The organism is Streptomyces sp. NPDC059853, from assembly GCF_042731495.1.
Classification (GTDB): Bacteria; Actinomycetota; Actinomycetes; order Streptomycetales; family Streptomycetaceae; genus Streptomyces.
This window is the reverse complement of sequence record NZ_JBHWJL010000067.1, coordinates 1-20,935: the sequence shown is the minus strand read 5'-3', so window position 1 is coordinate 20,935 and position 20,935 is coordinate 1. Positions and strand designations below refer to the sequence as shown.

The following is a 20,935-nucleotide window of genomic DNA, read 5'->3' as shown; positions in this document are numbered from 1 at the left end:
GATCATCGGCGCCCGGACGCTGACCGAGGTGCAGGCGGAGGCCGCCATGGGCGCCGCGCTGCACGCCGACCGTGAGGTCGGCCGGCTGACCCGGGAGCTGGAGCGGGCCCAGGAGCGGGCGAGCGAGCTGCGCTCGGAGGCGGAGAAGCTGACCGGGCGCGCGGCGCGCGAGCGCGGTGAGGACCCGGCCGAGGCGATCGCGGCGGCGGCCGCCGCCCAGGCGGCGGCGGAGGCCGAGCGCGAGGCGAAGCGGGAGGCGCGGCGCGCGGAACGGGCCGCGAAGGCGGCCGAGGAGGAGCGGGAGCGCGCCGAGCGCGGCGACCGCCGGGACGACCGGCGCCCGTACCACCGCGACCAGCGGGACCGGCGCGACGACCGGGGCGGGTTCCGGCGGGACGACCGGGACCGCCGGGACGATCGCCGTGACGACCGCCGGGGCGGTTTCCGCCGCGACGACCGGGACCACCGGGACCGCAGGGACGACCGCGGCGGGTTCCGCCGGGACGACCGCCGCCCGTACCAGGGCCGCCGTGACGACCGGCGGGACGACCGCGGCGGGTTCCGCCGTGACGACCGCCGCGACGACCGGCGCGGCACCGGCACCGGCAGCAGCAGCGGCGGCGGGTACCGCGACGACAGCAAGCCCCGCTGGAAGCGCGGCAGCTGACACCGACCGACCCCGTGGGGCCCGGCTCACCGCGAGCCGGGCCCCACGGGCCTTCCCGGGCGGCGGCGCGGCACGGGCGGTCCCGGATTCCGGCCGACGCCGGCCCTCGGATCACCCACCGCGCCACCCCCGGGCGGGGCGGTGCGACTATGCTGCTCCTGCGGGCCGTTAGCTCAATTGGCAGAGCAGAGGACTTTTAATCCTTTGGTTGTGGGTTCGAGTCCCACACGGCCTACCACCGTTCCACCTCCGTTGATCGACTCGCCGCCCGGCGCCGGTCGCGGCAGATTGGATGTGTGTATCCCACCCCACGGCAGCCTGCGCGCGGCCTGCGGTACGTACGGCTCGTTCCCGCCGTACTGATCGTCGCCGGGATGGCGCTCAGCGTGGTGACGCCGCCGCATCTCACCTTCACACCGCTGTTCGTGGCGCCGCCGGTGCTGGCAGCGCCCGTGATGACCCTCCGCGGCACGGTGTACACCGGGCTGGCGGCGCTGCTGGCCGCCGCGCTGCTGGCGTTCACCGGGCGCACCGCGCTCACCGGGCAGGAGATCGTCAACTTTCTGACGGTGCTGACCGTGTCCGGCCTCGCGCTGCTGATCAACCGCATCGTCGCCCAGCGCGACCAGTGGGTGGCGTCCGCGCGCGGGGTGGCCGAGATCGTCCAGCGGGCCGTGGTGCCCGAGCCGCCGAACCATGCCGGGTCGCTGCTGGTGGCCGCCCGGTACCGGGCGGCACAGCGCGACACCCTGATCGGCGGCGATCTGTACGCGGTGCGCGACACCCCGTACGGGGTGCGGCTGCTGGTGGGCGATGTGCGCGGCAAGGGGCTCGGGGCGACCGAGATGGTGTCGGTGATCCTCGGAACGTTCCGGGAGGCGGCCGAGTACGAGGAGGAGCTGGGCACGCTGTGCACCCGGCTCCAGGCGGCCGTGGAGCGGGAGAAGCGGACCCGGGGGGCGATCGACCCGCAGGAGGAGTTCGCCACCGCCGTGGTGGTGGAGGTGCCGCGGGCGCCGCCGCACGAGCTGCGGCTGATCAATCTCGGGCACCCGCCGCCGCTGCTGCTGCCCGGGGACGCCCCGGCGCGGTATCTGGAGGTGTCGGACCCGCAGCTGCCGCTGGGGCTGATGGAACTGTCCGACTGGACGGGCTGCCCGCAGACGTTCCCGTTCCCGCCCGGTGCGCAGTTGCTGCTGTACACGGACGGGGTGAGCGAGGCGCGGGACGGGCGCGGGGTCTTCTTCGATCCGGCGCTGGCGCTGGACGAGAGGGAGTTCCGCGACCCGCAGGAACTGCTCGACCGGCTGGTCTCCGATGTGCTGCGGTACACCGGCGGCCGGCTGAACGACGACATGGCCCTGCTCGCCGTGTCCCGGGCGACCGCCGGAAACCCGGGCGGCACACCCCGTTGATGTGGCGCATATCACTCGTACAATCGGGTGACGGGGTGTCAGCGGGTCGGGGGAAGGGCGGGGTTGTGGCGATGACGACCACGGTCGGGCGGATCCGGGTGCGTGAGGCCGGTGCCGGTGGGGGCGGCACCGGTCCGCTGTCCTCATGGCTGACGGCGGACCCCGAGCTGGAAGGGCTGGCCATCCGCCGGGAGGCCGCCGCAGGGCCCCCGGCCGGGAACGCGATGGGGCTCGGCGAGGACCTGCTCCTCGACGTGGCCACCGGTCTGACGGTCGCCGCGCTGGAGGCGGCGCTCCTCCAGCTGCTGCGCTCGGTCTACAACCAGCTGCGCAACCGCCGGCGGGCCGGGGTGACGGTGACCGTCGAGGTGGGCGGCGACTGCACGCTGACCCTGGAGTCGGAGCGGCAGTACACGCGGGGTGAGCTGACCGAGATGGCGCGGAGGGCGGCGGCCGCGATCGACCCCGAGTGACGCGGCGGTGATCCACCAACCGCGCGCCCGCCGGTCGCGGGTGCTGCTGATCGGGGTGTCCGAGTACGACAAGGGCACCGGCTATCCGTCGCTGCCCTCGGTCCGGGCGAACATCGAGCAGCTGTACGACGTGCTGGTGCACGACGCGTACGGCCGGTTCACCCCGGAGGTGGTGCGGACGCTCCGCTCACCCGACCGCGAGACGATGGTCAGGGAGGCCGCCCGGGCCGCCGGGGAGGCGGAGGACCTCCTGCTGTGCTACTTCAGCGGGCACGGCGCTCTGCACACGAGCGAACGCGCGCAGGGCCCCGGCCGGCTGCACCTGCTGCCCCGCGCGGGCAGCGGGGCCGGGGCGGGGGCCGGGGCCGGGGCGTACGGCCTCGGCTACGCGGAGCTGCGGGACCTGCTGTGCGCGGGCCGCGCCGAGCGCGTCGTGCTCGTCCTGGACTGCTGCTACTCGGGCAACGCGCTCATGGAACCGCTGCCGGAGGACCGGGCGTTCGCGCTGCTCACCTCCTCCCGCCGGTTCCACGGCCAGAGCGCGGGCGACGGCAGCGGCCCCCCCGTTCACCGCCGCCCTGCTGGAGGTGCTGCGCACCGGCGGCGAGAGGGAGGACGAGCGCGGCCCGGTCACGGTCGAGGCGCTGGCCGAGCCGCTGCGCCGGCGGGCCGAGCGGGACGCGGAGCGGGCGCGGGGCGAGGCGGACAGCGATCCCGACGACTGGCATCCGGAGCTGCACACCGCCAATGAGATCGGCAACACCGTGCTCTCCCAGGCCGTCCGTCTGCCGCGCACCTCCCGCGCCCGGCGGCTGGCCCGGGCGGTGCAGGCCCGGCGGGAGCGGCTGTGGGCCCGCGCCAGAGCCCGCCCGGCGCGCGCCGCCGGCGCGCTGGGCGCGGCGGTGCTGGGGGGCGCGGGGCTCCTGCTGCTGGCCGGCGCGGCCTGGCAGGCGCTGCACCCGCCGCCGCCCGACTGCCCCATCCCGCTGGAGCTGCGGGTCCTGACCAGCCCGGAGCACGAGCAGGCACTCACCCGGGTCCTGGCGGCGTTCGAGGACTCCGCGCCCGCCCGGGCGCCGCTGGGCGGCCGCCCGGAGGGCTGCCGCCAGCTGAACGCCTTCGTCTACGCCGCCCCGGACGGCGACACGGTCGCGGCACTGGCGGCGTCGGCCGCCTGGGCCGAGCCGGAGCGCGGCTGCGCGGGCCGGGCGGCCGGGGCGGGGGCGGGCGGCGAGGAGTGCGCGGCGCCGCTGCGCGACATCGGGCCGCGCCCCGACGTCTGGCTGCCCGGCTCCTCGACCGCCGTGCGGCGGGTGGCGGAGGCGGTGGCGGCGGCCGAGTCCGCCGTGTACCTGGGGGAGGAGACGACGGTGGCGAGGTCACCCGCGGTGGTGCTGATGCCGGGGGATCCGGGAGCGGAGCTGCGGCGCACGGGCGAGCCGCTGGAGCGGCTGCTGACGGCGGCGGCCGGGCGCGGATGGCCGGTGCTGCGGGCCCAGCCGGCCACCTCGGGGGCGTCGCTGCTGTTCGGGGTGGCGGCCGGCCCCGGCCGTATCCCCGCGGTGCCGCTGCCGCCGCGGGACGACGCCGCCCTGCTGTGCGCGCTGGCCCGGCCGGCGGGCGCGAGCCCGGAGGCTCCCGCGCCGGTGCTGCTGATCGCCGAGCGCACGGCGGCCGACGTGATCCGCCCGGAACGCCGCCCGGCCTGTCTCGGCGGCGCGGCCGGCGGCCATCTGGAGGGGCGTCCTGGGACGAGCGGTACCGCGCCTACTACCCGGCGGACGTCCCCGGGCTCGACCTCACCTATGTGCCGGTGCACTGGGAGCGGGCGGGCGCCGACGACGCGGGGCGGCGGACGGCGATCGCCCGGCTCGGCGCGTGGCTGGCCTCGGACGGGGGACGGCGGGCGCTGGGCCGGGAGGGCTTCCGGGACCCGGACGACGAGCGGCGGACGCTGATCGACGCGCCGCCGCTCAACCACGGGGCGTTCGTCACCGAGCCGGGCCCCGCCGCGCTCCCGGTGCCGGACGCGGCGGCCGCCGCGGACTATCTGCGGGAGGAGGAGAGCCAGCAGCCGCCGCGGGACGTGGTGTTCGTGGTGGACGTCTCCTCCGGCTCGTACACCCGCGCGTCCCAGTACGAGGCGGTGCTGCGGGCCGCGATCGAGGTGCTCGGCCCGGAGGACCGGTTCGCGCTGCTGGCCACCCCGGGCGGCGCGGGCGCCCCGTTCCGTACGCTGCTCGGCCTCGGCCCGCCCGGCACGGACCGCGCCGGGGAGGGCATCGGGGCGCTGGTGTCGGTGGAACGGTTCGCGTCGGTCACCCCCGCCGTGGAGGAGGGCCTGCGGCTGCTGGAGGAGAGCTCGGCGGCAGGGCGTGGCCGGCTGGTGGTGCTGCTCACCGACGACCAGGACAGCAGCGGCTGGCCCCGGGTCCCGGCGGGCGAGCCGGTGCCGATCGCCGTGGTGTCGTACGGTCCCGACGGCTGCGAGCACGCGTACAACCGGACGGTCGTGGCCTCCGGCGGGCTGTGCTTCGACAGCTCCGGGGCGCCCGGCGCCGCCCTCGCCGGGACGCTGCGCGTCCTGACCGCGCCCCAGGAGCCGTGATGCGGCGGCGGTGGGCGCTGCTGCTGGCGCCGGTGGCGGTGCTGGCCGGCTGCCTGGGCGCCCCGGGCGGCGCACCGGACGGCGCCGGGGTGGACGACGGCCGGCCGCTGGTGGTGGTCAGCGGCGCCGACCTGACCAGCCGGGAGGGCGAGGGGGTGCGCCAGGCCCTGATCGACGAGTGGAACGCGGACGCCGGCAACCGCCCGGCCCGGCTGGTGGAACTGCCGCGCACCGAGGACGGCCAGCGCAGCGAGCTGATCGCCGCGCTCCAGTCGGGCAGCGCCGACTTCGACGTGGTGAACCTGGACACCACCTGGATACCGGAGTTCGCCGAGGCGGGGCTGATCCGCCCGCTGGACGACGCGCTGCTGGAGGCGGGCTTCCTGACCCAGGCGGCGGAGACGGGCCGGTGGCGGGGGCGGACGTACGCCGTACCGTTCAACACCGATGTCGGACTGCTGTACTACCGCGAGGACCTGCTGGCCGAACTCGGCGGCACCCCGGAGGACCTGCCGGCGGGCGGCACGCTCGGCGCGCTGATCGACGCCTGGCCGGCCGGGCAGGAACACCCGCTGTACATCACGCAGCTGCGCCCGTATGAGGGGCTGACGGTGAACACGCTGGAGGCGCTGTGGAGCGTGGGCGTCGAGCTGGTGGACGAGCGGGGCCGGTACCGGGGTACGGAGGCGGAGTTGCGGCGCGGGCTGGCCGAACTGCTGCGGGTCGCGGACGGGGCGAAGCTGAGCGAACGGGCCAGGGACGCGGACGAGACGGTCGCGCTGCGCGAGTTCACCGGGGAGGCCGGCGGGGACGGGCCGCCGGGGGTGGTGCTGATGCGGAACTGGCCGTTCGCGTACCAGCAGGTGGACGCCACGCTGCCGCCGGAGACGGGGTTCGGGGTGCTGCGGCTGCCGGGGGCCGCGGCGCTGGGCGGGCAGAGCCTGGCGGTGCCGGCCGGCAGCGTGCGGGCGGCGGACGCGGAGCGGCTGATCCGCTTTCTGACGGCGGAGCCCGGCAGTCAGCGCCGGCTGCTGGAGGCGGGGTTCGCGCCGGCGCTGCGCGCGGCGTACGGGGTGGGGGAGCCGGAGTGCGCGGCGGCGCCGCGGGTGGTGCGGCGCACGGAGACGGAACGGGTGCCGGAAGGCGGGATTCGCGGACTGCCGCCGGGGTACCCGGAGTTCCTGTGGTGCGCGCTGGAGGAGGCGCGGGCGCGGCTGGCGAGTCCGTACTATCCGGCGTTCTCGCGGGAGTTGCGGCAGGAGGTGGCGCATCTGCTCGCGGGCGGCGGGTCGCTGGAGGGGACGGCGGAGCGGCTGCACCAGTCGCTGGCGCTCGCGCTGGAGGGGCGGCTGCCACCGTGAGTGACCGAGAGGCGGCGCTGAATAACAACTGACACACCGTCAGAAATTCTCGCCATGTAACGGACAGAAAATTATGCCCTCATGTGCACCGCCCTGCCCCTTTTTGCGGGGGAGGAGAGATGCAGTCATTTCCCAGATCCACTTGGAATTACGGCAGCCCGTCTATTAACGTTCGATAACGCAGCGCGGTCGTCTCCGCCGTCGCCACGACGGCGGTCGTGCTGCACCGCCTAATCCTCGGCTCGCGACCAGCGCGCCGCGGAACCGGGGAACCACCACTTGGGGTGCATCGGACGGCCCGAACCGTCCGTAGGAGACCTTCCTGCTCCGAACCCGTCAGCTAACCCGGTCGGCGAGGGAAGGAAAGGAGTACGTCCTCCGTGGCGTCGAACCGGCATGGGTCCCACCCCGCCTACTACGGCCCGCAGGCCACCGATGACGAGCCCCGTACCGAGTGGAACCCCAGCGCCGACACGCTGCGTCCCGTACGCGGCCGGCACCGGGTCACCCGGCAGCGCGGCGGCACCATCGCCCGCAGCAGGGCGGTGCTCGGCGTCGGCGTGATGGCGGCCGTCGGCGCGGGCGGCATGGCCACCGCCCAGGAGGGCGGCGCCGGTTCCGTCCCCGGTCTGGACTCGGTGCGCTCCATCCCCGACCAGATCCCGGTGCTCAACAGCCTCATCTCCTCCGGCGACACCGGCGGCGAGGCCGAGGAGACCGTCACCGCGGCCCCGTTCAGCGACGCCCAGGACGCCGGCGAGGCGCTGCGCGCCCGCATCCTCCAGCAGGCCGAGGAGCAGGACAGCACCGCCCAGGCCGCCGAGATAGAGCAGGCCCTCAGCGCCGCCCAGCAGGACGCGATCATCGCCGCCGCCGAACTCGCCGAGGAGGAGCGCCTCGCCGAGGAGCAGCGGCAGCGCGAGGCCGAGGAGGAACGGCAGCGCCTGGCGGAGGAGCGCCGGCTCGCCGAACTGCGCGCCAGCTTCACCCTCCCGCTGACCAGCTACACCATCTCCTCCGGCTTCGGCGCCAGCGGCACCATGTGGTCCTCCACTCACACCGGCACCGACTTCGCCGCCCCCACCGGCACCCCGGTCAAGAACGTGCACACCGGCACCGTCAAGGAAGCGGCCTGGGCCGGCTCCTACGGGTACCGCATCATCATCGAGCAGGAGGACGGCACCGAGCTGTGGTACTGCCACCTGTCCTCGATGAACGTCACCGCCGGCCAGTCCGTCGACACCGGCGACACCATCGGCCGGGTCGGCTCCACCGGCAACTCCTCCGGGCCGCACCTGCACCTGGAGGTCCGCCCCGGCGGTGACCCGATCGACCCGCTGACCTGGCTGCGCGGCAAGGGCCTCGCGGTCTGAGACCATCCCCCCACCGCCGACGGCCCTGGTGATTCCCCCCGACGCCAGGGCCGTCGGCATACCCTGGCCCGCATGAAACCCGTCGGCGAACTCCAGGTGTCCGGGCTCTGCCTCGGCGGCAACGTCTTCGGCTGGACGGCCGACGAGGCCGCGTCCTTCGCGGTCCTCGACGCCTACACGGCGGCAGGCGGCAACTTCATCGACACCGCCGACGCGTACTCGGCCTGGGCACCGGGCCACACCGGCGGCGAATCGGAGACGGTCCTCGGCCGCTGGCTGGCCCGCTGCGGCCGGCGCGACGACCTCGTCGTGGCCACCAAGGTGGGCCGGCACCCGGAACTGACCGGCCTGTCGGCCGCCACGATCAAGGCGGCGGCCGACGCCTCGCTGCGCCGGCTGGGCGTGGACCACATCGACCTCTACTACACGCATTTCGACGACGAGTCGGTCGAGGTCGCGGAGATCATGACGGCCCTGGACGACCTGGTCCGCGCGGGCAAGGTCCGTGAGATCGGCGCCTCCAACATCTCCCCGGCCCGCCTGGAGGCGTCCCTGGCCTTCTCCGCCCGCGAGAACACGGCCCGCTACACGGCCCTCCAGCCGCGCTACCACCTGATGTCCCGGGACAGCTACGAAGGCCCCCTCGCCGAGACCGCCGCCCGCCACCACCTGGCGGTCATGCCGTACGCGGCCCTGGCCGGCGGCTTCCTCACCGGCAAGTACCGCCCCGGCACCACGGTGGACAGCAGCCGCGCGGCCTCGGCCGCCCGCCACCTGGACACCCCCCGCGGCCGGCGCGTCCTGTCCGCCCTGGACACGGTGGCCCGCGCCCACGACGTCCCCCAGGCCACCATCGCCCTGGCCTGGGTGGCGGCCCAGCCCACGATCACCGCCCCCCTCGCCAGCGCCCGCACCCCGGCCCAACTCACCCCGCTCCTGCGCGGCACCACCCTGACCCTGACCCCGGAGGACCTCACGGCCCTGGCGGACGCCTCGGCCTGATGCGCTGGCTGGGAAACTGGTCTTATGTCTGAAGGGGAGCAGTGGGAGCCGCCGCCCGGCTCATGGGCCTCCAGCGCCGCCAGGCGCCGGAATATGCAGGCGATCAGGGCCAGGGACACCAAACCCGAACGCAGGATCCGCCAGCTGCTGCATGCCCGGGGCCTCAGATACCGGGTGGCGGCCCGGCCCCTGGCTGATCTCCGCCGGACGGCTGACATCGTCTTCCGTCCGGCGAAGACCGCCGTCTTTATCGACGGCTGCTACTGGCACGGCTGCCCTCAGCACTATGTCTCCCCCAGGACCAACCCGGGTTACTGGTCAGGGAAGGTCGCGGGCAACATCGCCCGCGACCGGGACACTGACCGGCGCCTCACCGAGGCCGGCTGGCTGGTGCTCCGTTTCTGGGAACACGAGGATTCAGGCACGTGCGCTGACGCGATCGCGGCGGCGGTCATCGCCCGCCGGACGCAGCTCCGCAGGAGCCGGTGACGGGAAGGGCAGATATTCGGCCCGCTGCTGTGGCAGCTCCCGCTCCGGGCTGGCTTCGAGAACGTAGTCCTCGGCGAAGGAGGAAGCCGTCTCCGGCCTGAGAACGGCCAGGATCGCGCGGCCGACAGCTTCCGCGACAGGCGGCGGGAATGCGTTGCCTACCTGGCGGTAGCGGGCAGTCTTCCCTCCCTGGAACTCCCACTCGGGCGGAAACCCCTGGAGCAGGGCCGCCTGTTGCACCGTCAGCATGGGACCGGCATCGCGGAAGAGGTCCCTCTTCGGGTCGCACTTATCAGGGTCATTAGCCACACCAGACGCATCAACGCCCAGTGTCTCCCAGGCCCGCTTGGCGCGAGTCGGCCCGAGGTCGGGTCCGCCGTGCTTTTTGGATCCCCCCACCAGGGTCGGGGCGATGCCCTCAGTGGAACTTGAGCGCGCTTTATCCGCTTGGTTGTGCCAGTCGAGAAAGACCGTTTCTCCCGTGCGGACACCCTTGGCCCGCTGCCCCTCCGTGACCTTCTTGCCGTTCTCATTCTTATCCCAGAACGGGCGGCACCGGGCTTCCATGCTCGCCGCCAGAGTGTCCAGAACGGACGGCGCAGGACCGGCTTTCCTGAGGGGCCATCTGAAGGGGCGATTCCCGCTCCAATCCCGGTGAATCGCTGCGAGAATGGCCCTGGGTCGGAGCTGTGGTACGCCAAAATCGCGAGCGTCCAGGCGTCGCCAGGCCTTCCGCATGGCCACGTCCTGTTCATCCGCGGACGCCAGTACAGGGATTTCCGGTACCTCATACCCGTAATCCCGCAGCTGCTCAATAATGCCCATGCGGTATTCGATGAAGACTTCCGGGGGTTCCAGGATCCCGCGCACGTTCTCAATCATGATTGCACGGGGCCGGAGGACATCGATAATCTGCAGCATGTCCGGGAAGAGGTCCCGCTCATCGTCAGCACCAAGCCGTTTTCCTGCCAGTGAGAAAGGAGGGCAGGGTACGCCACCGGCCAGGAGACTCAGTTCCCCCTTTTCCAGATTGAGCCCGCGCAGGAGTTCCGATTTATAGAAGCCTTTGACATCGGTTGGCTGTAGGCGGTCGGTCTTCTCCTCGGTCTCCCAGCCCCGCCAGCCTTGCGCCCGGACGTTGACTCTGAGCGTGTCCACCGCATGGGGATCCAGCTCGACCAGAGCGAGGTGGTCGAACCCAGCGCGATGCAGTCCCAGCGCCTGGCCCCCTGCGCCGGCACAGATCTCGATCGCGGTCGGCCGATCCTGTCCGCTGTCGTCGCCCATCGGCGTGGTCCTCCTGCGTGCGGTGCAAAAAACAGATGCCCAAGTGTCGCAGAGGCGGCACTGGGTTGTTGTCTCGTCACCCAGGAGTTTCGCAGTGCGGTCTCCCGCCGGCGCAGCGGGGCTGGCCAGCGGGAGACCAAAGTTCATACAACCGGCCTCCGGAGATGCTGGAGCAGGGACTCCACATCGCTCGGTGCCAGGCCGGCCGCTACGGAGGGCTCTTCCTGGAGGTCGGCCAACTGCTGTACGGCCGGGTCATCAAGGATCCGGCCCATAAACTCAAGCTTCTGCTCAAGTCTGACCTGGACGACTTCGTCGATAGTGTCACGCACCGCGAGCACTGTCACCCGGGTCTCCGTGTCCGGGTCCAGCCCCAGCCGGTGGATGCGGTCCAGACTCTGCAGAAACCTTCCCGCCATGAAGTCACGGTCGACGTAGACGGCGTCGTGACAGTCACGGTGGAGGCTGATTCCTTCGCCAAGGGTCGCCGGGTTGGCGAGCAGCACCATGCAGCCGGGATCCTCCCGGAAGCGCCTTATCTCCTCATCGCGGTCTGGGGTGCCGCCGTACACCATGGCCGGGCCGAATTTTTCCAGGAGCCTGGAGAGCGTGGTGAGGCTCCTCACGAAGGTCGTCCAGACGAGAGTTTTCCGCCCTTGCCCGGCGTTGGCAGCCACGATGGCCGCCGCCTCCTTGTACTTCGGAGACAACTCGTAGTCGGGAAGATCCCGCAGCAAGGTCAGCAGCGAATCACCCGCCGGCGCCTCCAGCGGCGGCAACTGGTAGCTGAGTGGCTCGTACTTGCTGGCGCCCTCCACGAGCAGTGGCGGGCTGGTGGCAGCCATCAGCAGGCGAAGTGCTGTCCTGCCGAGTGCGCTGAGATCTCCCCGTGCATCACCGGTACCGATGCCCCCGACGAGAGCTTCATAGATCTGCCTGTGCAGTGGAGGCATGTCCACGTAGCGCATACGCAGATCCATCGGCGGAAGGCCCAGCTCCTGCTTGGTTGTCCTGGTGAACAGGGGCCGCAGCACATTGCTTGCGTGCGCGAGATCCCCGCCGGCCACTGCCTGGGAGACGGTCCGCTGGCCGTGGCCTGGCCAGACGAAACCGAGCAGATTCTCCAGGTCCCGGGAACCGTTGGGCGCCGGCGTACCGGTCAGGATCATCCTTCGCTGGGCGAGGGGTCCGAGGGCCATGCAGGCAGAGCCGTAGGCACCGCGGGCCCCGAGCTTCATCCGGTGTGCCTCATCCAGGACGATCATGGAAGGAGCAGCCTTCAGCCACCCGGACAGGGTCGCAAGGGAGCGTTCAAGGCGCTCGTAGTTGACGATCAGTACTTCTGCCCACTGATCGAGTGAGCGTTCCAGCACATGGGAACGGAGGGGTGAGCTGAAGCAGGCACCGGTCTCGTACTGCCACGACTCGTAAGCGGACTTGGGGCAGACCACCAGCAGCCGGCTGACCTTCCCCTGCGACTTCTGTGCGGCATAGACCGCCAGTGCTACCCGGGTCTTGCCAGCACCCGGGACGCTGAAGTTGGCGCCATGCCGGAGAGACAGCAGCTTGGCGATGTCCCGGACCTGGAAGCCGCTCAGTTCGGCCACCCAGTCCTGTCCCAGCAGCGACTGCACCTCGTCGGCGGTGACCCCGCTGTCCGTGGCATCGGCGGGGCTCGTGAGGCGCTGCTTGACGGTATTTGCGTCCTGGAGAACTCCGGTGACGAGCTCCCGCAGATCTTCTGCCCATTCCACGCCAGTCCGGTCGGGCCAGCTGCTCAGCAGATGCAGGCTGCCCAGGAAATCGGCCAGGTCCACGGAAGCCAGGAGCGGGCCGAGCTGACCGCCCGTGCGGAAGCGGGCGGCCAGCTGAACCAGGTCACCCTGGTGCTCTCCGGTGGACTGAAGGACCACTTTCGTGCGCGAGGTGTCGAACGCGAGCTGCAGGGAAGCGCGGACAGTTGTCCCGGTCACCGGGAGCCCTCCGCGGAGGCAGCGGCGATCAGCCAGGAAACTCCGTCACCCGGGGCTGGAAGCCCACGGGACGCCTGCTGGGCGAGCTTGCGCAAGCTGACCTGGAGCTTCTGGACAGCGTCGTCGAAGGCCTCCTCATCCAGTGTCCGGGATGCCCTGGCCTGGACGAGATCGGCGACGCAGTGGTCGATGGCAGTACAGGCCTCGGCGAGTCTGGCCGGCGCCTGCTGCTTGCGCTTGCGCACACGCGCGTCCCTCCCCGCCCTGTCAATGGCCGCATTGAACGCTTCTCTGGCGCTGTCGACCAGCCCTTGAGCGTTCTTCTGCGCCTCCTCGGCAAGGCCGCCGTCAACATTGACAGCCACGGCCTTGGCCTGCAGAATCCGGTTGCTGAGAGAACGGGCTGCCGTCACGGTGTCCGCAGCGGTGGGCAAGGCCATGCCGAGCCCCGGGATCAGCTCCGGGTCACTGGCTTCAGTTCCATCTGTGCCCACCGACGGCCCGGACTTCAGATCAGCCGGCAGCACGTCGTCGAGGTACTTCCTCTGAAGGAAGTGCTCGTCGATGTGGCGGACATCCGTCTTCGAGAACCCGAGCACGATGGCGGCGATCCGGGTCTCTTTCAGAGTCTCCGCCTGGTCACGGTCCGCTGCTTCCAGGTTGGCGTAGGCACGCTGCATCTCCTTGAGCTTTTCCTGGTGGTTCTCGAAGTCCACCAGGCGCAGGGCAGTGCCGGCTTTGCTCTCGCTCCGTTCAATGAACTCCCTGATGGCGCTGAGAATCCACCGCTCCTGGTGGTAGGTGCTTTTCTGGATCCGGAACTCCTTCGCGATCATCTCGGGCGTCCGCCCCAGCTTCGCCTGCTCCTCCATGGCCAGCAGTCGGTTGATGTAGGAGTAGTCGCGCCGGTGGTCCATCCGGAGCTGCAGGGCCAGCTCAATGGAGTTGATGTCTGCCCAGGTCAGAGACTCGGGCAGCACTCCCATCCGCATGGACTGCATGCCCGATTCACGCAGCGCTGCCAGACGGGTGTTGCCGTTGACCGCCACCCCGTGGTGGGTGACGAGGCCCGGTTCGTTCTGCCCGAATTCCCTCAGGTCCTTGAGCAGAGTCTCGAATGAACGATCGCGCTGGCTGGGATCCGCAGGGTCAGCCTGGAGCAGGAAGCGCATGTACTCCTGAGCCTGATCACTGTAGGGGTCCTTCTCCAGGATCTCGTTGGCCACCGGGTCGTGGCTGCGCTGAGCACGGATCCGGTGGGTGCCAGGGTTGTAGTAGAGACCATCCAGCGGAAGATCAATGACGTCAACGTTCAGCCGCTGGCCGTGAAGCTCTACCGTGACTGTCTCGCGGGTCCCGCCCGAAGCACGTGCCTCCTCCAGCTTTTTCTTGACGAGCTCACTGAACTCAGCCGCACGTGGCGGTGGCGGGAACTCCTGGTACATGGTCTGCATTACCCCTCCCTTGTGTCCTTCCCGCGTCACTGCTCAGATCCGGCGCCTACCGCGCTGGCGATAGCCAGGCGCGATTCCTCCGGCAGTGTGCGGAACTCTCCCCACAGCCTCTCCATCAGGCTGCGTTCCCTGTGGTCGTTCCTGATCCAGCCCGCGAATACCTCACGCTCAAGAGGCGCCAGGCTCTGGATCCTGGCCAGCAGGTCCCCGAGATCCACTTCATGCCCCGAGGCGCCCGAGGCGCACCGGCGGCAGTTGGTGACGTACTGCACCGTGGAGGTTCCGTCGGCGAGCAGTACCTTGCGCCGGGCGATGTTCAGGAAGGCCTGCTCGATGCCGTCCTCGTACGTCTCACCCGCCCCGATGCCACAGGCACGGCACAGATAGCCGTCGGCCTGGTGGATCCTGGTGCGCTGGGCTGCAGACAGACTGCTCTTGTGTTCCGGGGCCTTTGCGTGGCCAGAGATCCATACGGGTGCGCCCCGCTTGACGTACCTCTGCTCATCCTGGCTGAGCGACGGGTCATGACGGCTGGTATCGATCTGCCAGCCGCGGTCACGCAGATCGCGGATCCTGCGGTCGATCTGCGTGACTTCGGGGAAGGCCTGGCGGAGCGCCGCCTTCGTGAAGGTATTACCGAGCTTCACCTCGGTCTCCAGCCAGAGGGCGGCGCGGATCATGCCACCGAACTTCTTGTCCTGCCATGACGGCAGCGTCATGGGCAGCCTCCCATTCTCTGAATGGTGCAACGCTCGAACACCTGATCGTAGAAGTGTCATGGAGAGGAGAGCCTCTACGGCAGCGGACGGGCTGAAGCCTGCCTGCCACCGTTGGTCCGCTACTTGAGCACGGTTGCCCGAAGAAGTCCAGAACTGCCACATGTTGCATTCAGATTGATCAAAATACATGCTGGCAAGCAGTGTTGGAACGGCAGAGCGGAGCCTCAGATGCGGGCTGGTCATGTGGGGTCGAAGATCGGTAAGGACGTGCCGCCAGGGCGAAGGAAGCTCGCTGGGGTCCTGCGTGTCCTCTACGGGCACCTGGGGGCCGCCAGCCTGACGGATGCCGGAGAGCTGTTCTCTGAATGGGGGCATGCCAAGGATCCAGGCCAGATCTCCCGGTATCTGAACGGGAAGACCCTGCCGCCTGAGGGATTCGTGCGCCTCTTGTTCGACCTTGCAGTGCAACGTTCGGGGGTGGCGCAGGTCGGCTTGGGCTGGGCAGACGTACAGGAGGCTTACGCCGCTGCTGAGCGGACCCTGTGCAGGCGGTGCGTCCGGCTTCAGGAGGAGATCCGTATTCTGAAGGCGGCAGCAGAGCAGGGTGGCAGCTCTGAGCCGGATGCTGATGCTGAGGAGCGGACGGAGGTCTCCGGCAGCGGTGTTGCATCCAGTGATGCAACACCGCTGCCGGTCCCCCGTACAGGGTGGGACCGGCAGCCAGGCAGTCGTGACGCGTCGGCCGCGCACGTTGTTGCCTCAGGGCTTGTGGCCCGTGCCGGCGCGCTAGGGGGACAGGGGAATCTCTCTGTTCTCCTTGAGCTCTTCCAGGGGGCCGCAGGGCTCCTCACTCCAGAGGAGTGCGCGGCGGCGATCGCCGCCTTCCACCGTCAACCGACCGCGGACAGCAGTCAGTTCGCCGAGACCCTGCTCCGGATCTACGGGCGGGAGCGGCCCGCTGAGGATGTCATGGCCGCCTCCCTGGAGTTGCTGGAGGAGCACCGGCTGCCTGCTGATGCCGGCGCACTGCTGAAAGCAGGGCTCGGTGAGAGGCCGGGTGAGGGTCAGGGTTCGTAGCGGAAGAGGAGGTCGCGGACCTGGTGGCCCTTGTGGAGGCCCTGGGATTCGAAGCGGGTCAGCGGGCGCGTCGCCGGGCGGGGGGTGAAAGTGCCGGTGGGGGAGAGGTTGTGGAGGGCCGGGGTGGCGGTGAGGACCTCCAGCATCCAGTCGGCGTACGGCTCCCAGTCCGTCGCGCAGTGCAGCAGGGCGCCCGGGGTCAGGCGGGTGAGGGCCAGGTCGACGAACTCGCGCTGGATGATGCGGCGTTTGTGGTGGCGCTTCTTCGGCCACGGGTCGGGGAAGTAGACGCGCAGGCCGGCCAGGGAGGACGGGGGGAGCATTTCGCGGAGCAGGATGATGGCGTCCCCGTTGGCCACCCGGATGTTGGTGAGGCCGCGCTGTTCGGCCAGGCGCAGCAGGTTGCCCTGGCCGGGGGTGTGGACGTCCACCGCCAGGATGCCGGTGTCCGGGTCGGCCGCCGCCATCTCGGCGGTGGCCTCGCCCATGCCGAAGCCGATCTCCAGCACCACCGGCCGGCCGGCGAAGAGGGTGGGCAGGTCGAGGACGGAGTCCCCGTCCACCTCCACTCCCCAGTGCGGCCAGAGCCGCAGCAGGGCGTCCCGCTGGGCGGTGGTCACCCGGCTGCGGCGCGGCTGGAAGCTGCGGATGCGGCGCTCGTGGCGGTTTCCGGCGGGGTCGGCGGCCGGGCCGGCGCCCGGCTCGAACATGGAGCGGGGGGTGCTGGACGTCGGAGCGTGTGGTTCATTGGACACAGTGGTTCGATGGTACGTCCGCGGCCGTGTGTGACGCGGGTCATACCCCGCAGCGGCTGTTACCGGCCATGACAGGGGCCAGTGCCCCTGTCATGTGCGATTTCACGCGGGAGCGGCCAGGAGCGGACGGGCTTGCTCCTGGAGCTCTTTGACCAGCGGTTCGTTACCGTACGGAGCCAGCCGGTGCAGTAAGTCACGGACGTAGTCGGTGGTCCGTGCCGAGGAGATCCGTGCCGCCACCTCCACCGCCCGGGCGCCCACGGCCACCGCCGCGTCCAGATTGCCGGATTCCAGCTCGGCGACGGCCGCGACGACCAGGCGCAGCCCGTGCGAGCGGACGAACTCCTCGGTGGGTTCCTTCAGGGCGCGTTCGGTGAAGCGCCGTACCTGGCCGGGGAGCTTGAGGTCGCTGTAGCACTCGGCGGCGTCGGCGGCGAGCCGGTCGTAGGCGTAGAAGGACAGCCAGCTCGGGTCGCCGTCCCCGGGCCGGGACCGCTCCAGCCAGCCCTCGGCGGCGGACAGCGCGGAGCCGCAGCCGGCCGCGTCGTTCGCCTTGGCCAGCGCCCTGGCCTCCACCAGGTGGAAGAAGCTCATGGTGCGGGCGGTGGCCAGGGAGCGGTTGCGTTCCAGGGCGGCCTGGGCGAGGTCCACGCCTTCCTCGGCGAAGCCCCGGTAGGTGGCCTGGAGCGACATGGACGCCAGGACGTACCCGCCCAGCGGTACGTCGGCCGCGGCCTTCGCCAGCCGCAGGGCCTGGATGTAGTAGCGCTGGGCGGCCTCCTGCTGCCCGGTGTCGAAGGCCATCCAGCCGGCCAGCCGGGTGAGTTCGGCGGTGGCCCGGAACAGGGAGCGGCCGACCTCGTCGCTGTAGCTGCCCAGCAGCAGCGGGGCGGCGTCGGTGCGCAGGCACTCCGGGACCATGGAGGAACGCCAGTCGCCGCCGCCGTACTTGGAGTCCCAGCGGCGGGCTTCCTCGGCGGCCTCCTGGAGCTTGGACACGTCCGAGTGCCCGACCCGGCCCCAGCCGCCCTCCCGGGGGCGTTCCGCTTCGCGGGTGACGGTGGCGTCGGCCGGGCGTATGAGCCAGCGGGAGACGGGTGTGGAGTAGGCGCTGACCGCGAAGGAGCCGGCCAGCGACTGCCAGATGCCCTTGCCGGGCGAGGAGTCGAGACGGTACAGCTCGGTGGCCGACTCGACGGCGTGGGCGACCTTGCGCGGGAACGCCAGGCCCACCTCGGGTGCCGGGTCGGTGTCCGCGAGGCCGATCTCGTGCAGTGGCACGGGCCGGCCGAGCTTGCTGCTGATGGCCGCCGCGATGAGGTGCGGGGCGGAGCCCTGGGGCACCATCCCCTTGGTCACCCATCGTGCGACGGATGTTTTGTCGTAGCGCAGAGTCAATCCCCGCTGCGAGCCGAGATCGTTGACCCGGCGCGCGAGGCCGGCGTTACTGATCCCGGCCAGGGCGAGAATCGTCCCCAGCTTCTCGTTCGGCCCGCGTGGCTCCCTGGACATCCGCGCACCCCTGACACACACCGACGCCTTCGCGAACCCAGCGTAGTTCGGTGCCTGCTGACCGTTAAGGGGTTTGTTCCCGGATGGCGGAATCATGTCCGTACACAGGTTCGAGCGCTTCCCCTCTCCCGGATTGTGCTCCGGGCATGTGGCCGTGCGCCCGGGTGTGCGCTCTGGGCAGCCGGCGGTGGTTGGCGGTTCGATGGATGACGCGTGGGTCGGCCCGTTGGCCCTCTGGGTTCCTGCGGGCCGGGGGAGCCGCCGTCTCATTCCCCGCGGACGGCGGTCCGGTCCGGGAGACGACCAGCGTCTCCCGGACCACAACATCTTCTGCCCCTCGGGCACCCTCGCCAACGGCCTTTCTCCAGCCAGAGTTTGGCCGAAAAACGCCGGTTTTCCGAGCATGGTGCCGGAGCCGGTGATTTTGGCATGCCCACCCAACACCCGCCCTGGGTATGTCCCGTTCACCGCGCTCCCATGGCAGCATGGGGCCTAAGGTCCAGTGGGGGAGGCGGCGATGCGGTGGTTGGTCGGGTGGTGCGGCGCGGAGGCCAGTGCTGCCCGCGACATCCAGCCCCTGGGCGCGCACCTGCTGTGGGACGGCCCCGACCCGCTGTGGGCGGTCGGCGACTGGCGCCCCGACGAGATCCGCCTCGTCGTCGCGGAGGGTGACACGCACCTCGCGGTCTTCGGCTACTGCGGCGCCACCGACTCCCAGCTGCGGCGCTCACTCGTCGCCGCACGCGCCGGCGCGCTGCGCCAGCTCACGCTGTGGCCCGGCAGCTACACCGCCGTCGCCCGCTTCGGCCGCCGCACCGTCATCCCCGCCGACCTGGCCGGCACCCGCCCCGTCTTCCACACCGACTGGGCCGGCGGCACCGCCTACGCCACCGCCGCCCTGCCGCTCGCCGACCTCACCGAGGCCCAGCTCGACGTGCCGCACCTGGCGGCCGTGCTCGCCTGCCCCGACAGCCCCGAGGCCGTCGGCGAGGGCACCCCGTACGCCGGGGTCAGCCGCGTCCCGCCCGGCCACGCGCTCATGGTGCGCGAGGGCGGCAGCCGCGACACCGTGGACTACGAACCCACCGCCCCGCTCGTCGTCGCCGCCCCGCCGCTCGCCGGCGAGGACGCCATCGCCGGGGTCCGCGACGCGCTCGTCGAGGCCGTCCGCACCCGGCTCGCCGCCCCCCGGCACGCCGACCTGACCCAGGAGGGCGGCACGGCCCCCGGGGTCGGCGCCGACCTGTCCGGCGGCAGCGCCTCCGCCACGCTGGCGCTGCTGGCCGCCGGGCTGCCCGGCATGCCGGGCACCGTCTTCGGCACCGGCGCCACCCAGGCCGGCGAACGCCTGCTCGCCGTCACCTTCAACGACCTCACCGACGGCGGACGTTCCTTCGCCGAACTGGAACGGGCCCGGGTCATCGGCGAGAACCCCCGGCTGCACCACGTGGTGGTCACCGGCGGCGAGGAGGCCCTGCCGTACTCCGACCTCGACAGCGGCCCGCTCACCGACGAACCCGGCCCGTCCCTGGTCACCGCCGCCCGGCACCGGCACCGGCTGGCCGCGGGCAGCGCCGACCACCTCATCGGCAACGGCGCCCGGCAGGTCCTCGACGCCCACCCCGCGCGCCTGGCCGACCTGCTGCTGGACCGGCGCCGCCGCCATCTGCTGCGCCCCGTCTCCGCGCTGGCCAAGGCATCCTCGGACGGGCGGGGGCTGCTCGTCCCGTTCACCATCTACCGGGCGGCCCGCCGGCTGGCCCGCACCTCCTACCCGGACGGCCTCACCAGCGCCGCCCTCCAGCTGCGCCGGCCCCCCGAGGACCTGCGCAACGGGGCGCTGGGCGCCTCGCTCGCCGCGCTGGCCTGGTGCCGCCCCGGCCCCGCCGCGCGCTGGCTGACCGGCGAGACCCTGGCGCAGGTGTCCGGTCGGCTGGAGGCCGCCGCCGCCCGCCCGCACTCCGGCTCCTCGGCCGGCCGCCCCGGCGTGCGCCAGGCGCGCGCCGCGCTCGCCCGGCACGCCGCCGACCACCGGGTCTTCGAGCAGGCCACCGAGGTGCGCCACCAGCGCCTGCACGCGCCGTTCTACGACAACCAGGTGGTCCGCGCCTGCCAGGCGCTTCCGGAGAGCCTCCGGGTCCAGCCGGGAGCGCGCGCCCAGGTCCTGCGCGCCGTCCTGGAGGGCGCGGGCGTACGCGAGCTGCCGCCCGGCTGGGGCGCCCCGAGCCTCCCCGCGCCCACCGACCCGGTCCGCACCGGTCTGCGCGCCAACATCGGCGACCTCGTGGACCTCTTCGACGCCCCGCTGCTGGCCGACGCCGGACTGATCGAGGCGCGCGTGGTGCGCAAGGCCCTGCGGGCCGCCACCGAGGGCGAACCGCTCCCGCTGGACGGCCTCACCGAACTGGTCGCCACCGAACTGTGGCTGCGCCGCCTGCTCACCCGGCGCGGATCCTGCTGGACCACCGAGGGCCACCACGACCCGCGCGCCGTCACCAGCGGTGTCGGCCCCCTCGCCTGAGGCCGCCGGGCCCGGCGCCGGGGACGCGGCCGGGCCCAGGTCCCGGCCCGGCTCCGGGCCGCGCGCCGGATCCGGTCCCGGTGCCGGCCCCGGCGGCCGGCGCCCGGCCGCCCGCCGCCCGGCACCGGACAATGGCACCGTGCGGTTCTTCATCCTGGGCGCCACCGAGGCGCACGACGCGGACGGGCGCCCCCTCCCGCTGGGCTGCCACCGGGTACGCGCCCTGCGCACCGCGCTCGCGCGGCGCGC

Annotated in this window: 16 protein-coding genes, 1 tRNA gene, 1 pseudogene and 1 riboswitch; of the genes and pseudogenes, 12 read left to right on the top strand and 6 right to left on the bottom strand. The window is 71.9% G+C overall.

Features of this window, described 5'->3' with window-relative positions:
• The 10 genes and pseudogenes from ACFV5N_RS10350 to ACFV5N_RS10305 form a co-directional block, all read left to right on the top strand.
• Window positions 1–667 (top strand): annotated as a pseudogene (locus ACFV5N_RS10350) (RNA helicase); the annotation flags it as partial.
• A gap of 162 nt (window positions 668–829) precedes the next feature.
• Window positions 830–905 (top strand) — tRNA-Lys (locus tag ACFV5N_RS10345).
• 58 nt (window positions 906–963) lie between these two features.
• Window positions 964–2,082 (top strand): PP2C family protein-serine/threonine phosphatase, encoded by a 1,119-nt coding sequence (locus tag ACFV5N_RS10340; RefSeq protein WP_385596778.1) that lies wholly within the window; start codon window positions 964–966, stop codon window positions 2,080–2,082.
• 71 nt (window positions 2,083–2,153) lie between these two features.
• Complete coding sequence (locus tag ACFV5N_RS10335) at window positions 2,154–2,555, top strand: hypothetical protein (RefSeq protein ID WP_385596776.1); 402 nt, start codon at window positions 2,154–2,156, stop codon at window positions 2,553–2,555.
• 7 nt (window positions 2,556–2,562) lie between these two features.
• Window positions 2,563–3,306, top strand: a complete 744-nt coding sequence (locus tag ACFV5N_RS10330) for a caspase family protein (RefSeq protein WP_385596773.1) — start codon at window positions 2,563–2,565, stop codon at window positions 3,304–3,306.
• A 1,062-nt stretch (window positions 3,307–4,368) separates the two neighbouring features.
• The gene (locus ACFV5N_RS10325; protein WP_385596770.1) at window positions 4,369–5,163 is read left to right on the top strand and encodes a hypothetical protein; all 795 of its coding nucleotides are present in this window, start codon (window positions 4,369–4,371) and stop codon (window positions 5,161–5,163) included.
• Window positions 5,163–6,524, top strand: coding sequence for an extracellular solute-binding protein (locus tag ACFV5N_RS10320; RefSeq protein WP_385596767.1), 1,362 nt, complete (start codon window positions 5,163–5,165; stop codon window positions 6,522–6,524). The genes ACFV5N_RS10325 and ACFV5N_RS10320 overlap by 1 nt, the downstream gene beginning before the upstream one ends.
• 217 nt (window positions 6,525–6,741) lie before the next feature.
• Window positions 6,742–6,896: riboswitch (cyclic di-AMP (ydaO/yuaA leader) on the top strand.
• An 8-nt stretch (window positions 6,897–6,904) separates the two neighbouring features.
• On the top strand, window positions 6,905–7,897 hold the full coding sequence (locus ACFV5N_RS10315) for a M23 family metallopeptidase (RefSeq protein ID WP_385596765.1): 993 nt from the start codon (window positions 6,905–6,907) through the stop codon (window positions 7,895–7,897).
• Window positions 7,898–7,960: 63 nt separating this feature from the next.
• A complete protein-coding gene (locus ACFV5N_RS10310; RefSeq protein ID WP_385596781.1) occupies window positions 7,961–8,899 on the top strand; it encodes an aldo/keto reductase in 939 nt (312 codons plus the stop codon).
• Window positions 8,900–8,923: 24 nt separating this feature from the next.
• Window positions 8,924–9,388 carry a very short patch repair endonuclease gene (locus ACFV5N_RS10305; RefSeq protein ID WP_385596762.1) on the top strand — a complete coding sequence of 155 codons (465 nt, stop codon included), beginning with the start codon at window positions 8,924–8,926 and terminating at the stop codon, window positions 9,386–9,388.
• Here the strand turns inward: ACFV5N_RS10305 and ACFV5N_RS10300 are convergent.
• From ACFV5N_RS10300 to ACFV5N_RS10285, 4 genes are all read right to left on the bottom strand, one after another.
• A complete protein-coding gene (locus ACFV5N_RS10300) occupies window positions 9,317–10,675 on the bottom strand; it encodes a DNA cytosine methyltransferase (RefSeq protein WP_385596759.1) in 1,359 nt (452 codons plus the stop codon). The genes ACFV5N_RS10305 and ACFV5N_RS10300 overlap by 72 nt on opposite strands.
• Before the next feature lie 143 nt (window positions 10,676–10,818).
• Entirely contained in the window at window positions 10,819–12,648 is a 1,830-nt protein-coding gene (locus ACFV5N_RS10295; protein WP_385596756.1) for a DEAD/DEAH box helicase, read from the bottom strand.
• Complete coding sequence (locus ACFV5N_RS10290) at window positions 12,645–14,102, bottom strand: hypothetical protein (protein ID WP_385596753.1); 1,458 nt, start codon at window positions 14,100–14,102, stop codon at window positions 12,645–12,647. The genes ACFV5N_RS10295 and ACFV5N_RS10290 overlap by 4 nt, the downstream gene beginning before the upstream one ends.
• A gap of 26 nt (window positions 14,103–14,128) precedes the next feature.
• Window positions 14,129–14,821 (bottom strand): hypothetical protein, encoded by a 693-nt coding sequence (locus ACFV5N_RS10285; protein WP_385596751.1) that lies wholly within the window; start codon window positions 14,819–14,821, stop codon window positions 14,129–14,131.
• Between the two features lie 243 nt (window positions 14,822–15,064).
• On the opposite strand from ACFV5N_RS10285, the gene ACFV5N_RS10280 reads away from it, so the two are divergent.
• Complete coding sequence (locus tag ACFV5N_RS10280; protein ID WP_385596748.1) at window positions 15,065–15,898, top strand: hypothetical protein; 834 nt, start codon at window positions 15,065–15,067, stop codon at window positions 15,896–15,898.
• Here the strand turns inward: ACFV5N_RS10280 and trmB are convergent.
• On the bottom strand, window positions 15,886–16,608 hold the full coding sequence (trmB, locus tag ACFV5N_RS10275) for a tRNA (guanosine(46)-N7)-methyltransferase TrmB (protein WP_385596745.1): 723 nt from the start codon (window positions 16,606–16,608) through the stop codon (window positions 15,886–15,888). The two genes, ACFV5N_RS10280 and trmB, sit on opposite strands and share 13 nt — an antisense overlap.
• A gap of 147 nt (window positions 16,609–16,755) precedes the next feature.
• Window positions 16,756–18,165: an MFS transporter gene (locus ACFV5N_RS10270; RefSeq protein ID WP_385596743.1), complete on the bottom strand. Its 1,410-nt coding sequence runs from the start codon at window positions 18,163–18,165 to the stop codon at window positions 16,756–16,758.
• Between the two features lie 517 nt (window positions 18,166–18,682).
• Between ACFV5N_RS10270 and ACFV5N_RS10265 the strand changes: the two genes are divergently transcribed.
• On the top strand, window positions 18,683–20,686 hold the full coding sequence (locus tag ACFV5N_RS10265) for an asparagine synthase-related protein (protein WP_385596740.1): 2,004 nt from the start codon (window positions 18,683–18,685) through the stop codon (window positions 20,684–20,686).
• Window positions 20,687–20,935 lie beyond the last annotated feature (249 nt).

Coding starts and splice junctions, on each gene's coding strand:
- ACFV5N_RS10270 (WP_385596743.1), bottom strand. CDS start 18,165: ATGTCCAGGGAGCCACGCGGGCCGAACGAGAAGCTGGGGACGATTCTC.
- ACFV5N_RS10285 (WP_385596751.1), bottom strand. CDS start 14,821: ATGACGCTGCCGTCATGGCAGGACAAGAAGTTCGGTGGCATGATCCGC.
- ACFV5N_RS10290 (WP_385596753.1), bottom strand. CDS start 14,102: ATGCAGACCATGTACCAGGAGTTCCCGCCACCGCCACGTGCGGCTGAG.
- trmB (WP_385596745.1), bottom strand. CDS start 16,608: ATGTTCGAGCCGGGCGCCGGCCCGGCCGCCGACCCCGCCGGAAACCGC.
- ACFV5N_RS10265 (WP_385596740.1), top strand. CDS start 18,683: ATGCGGTGGTTGGTCGGGTGGTGCGGCGCGGAGGCCAGTGCTGCCCGC.
- ACFV5N_RS10300 (WP_385596759.1), bottom strand. CDS start 10,675: ATGGGCGACGACAGCGGACAGGATCGGCCGACCGCGATCGAGATCTGT.
- ACFV5N_RS10305 (WP_385596762.1), top strand. CDS start 8,924: ATGTCTGAAGGGGAGCAGTGGGAGCCGCCGCCCGGCTCATGGGCCTCC.
- ACFV5N_RS10320 (WP_385596767.1), top strand. CDS start 5,163: ATGCGGCGGCGGTGGGCGCTGCTGCTGGCGCCGGTGGCGGTGCTGGCC.
- ACFV5N_RS10335 (WP_385596776.1), top strand. CDS start 2,154: ATGACGACCACGGTCGGGCGGATCCGGGTGCGTGAGGCCGGTGCCGGT.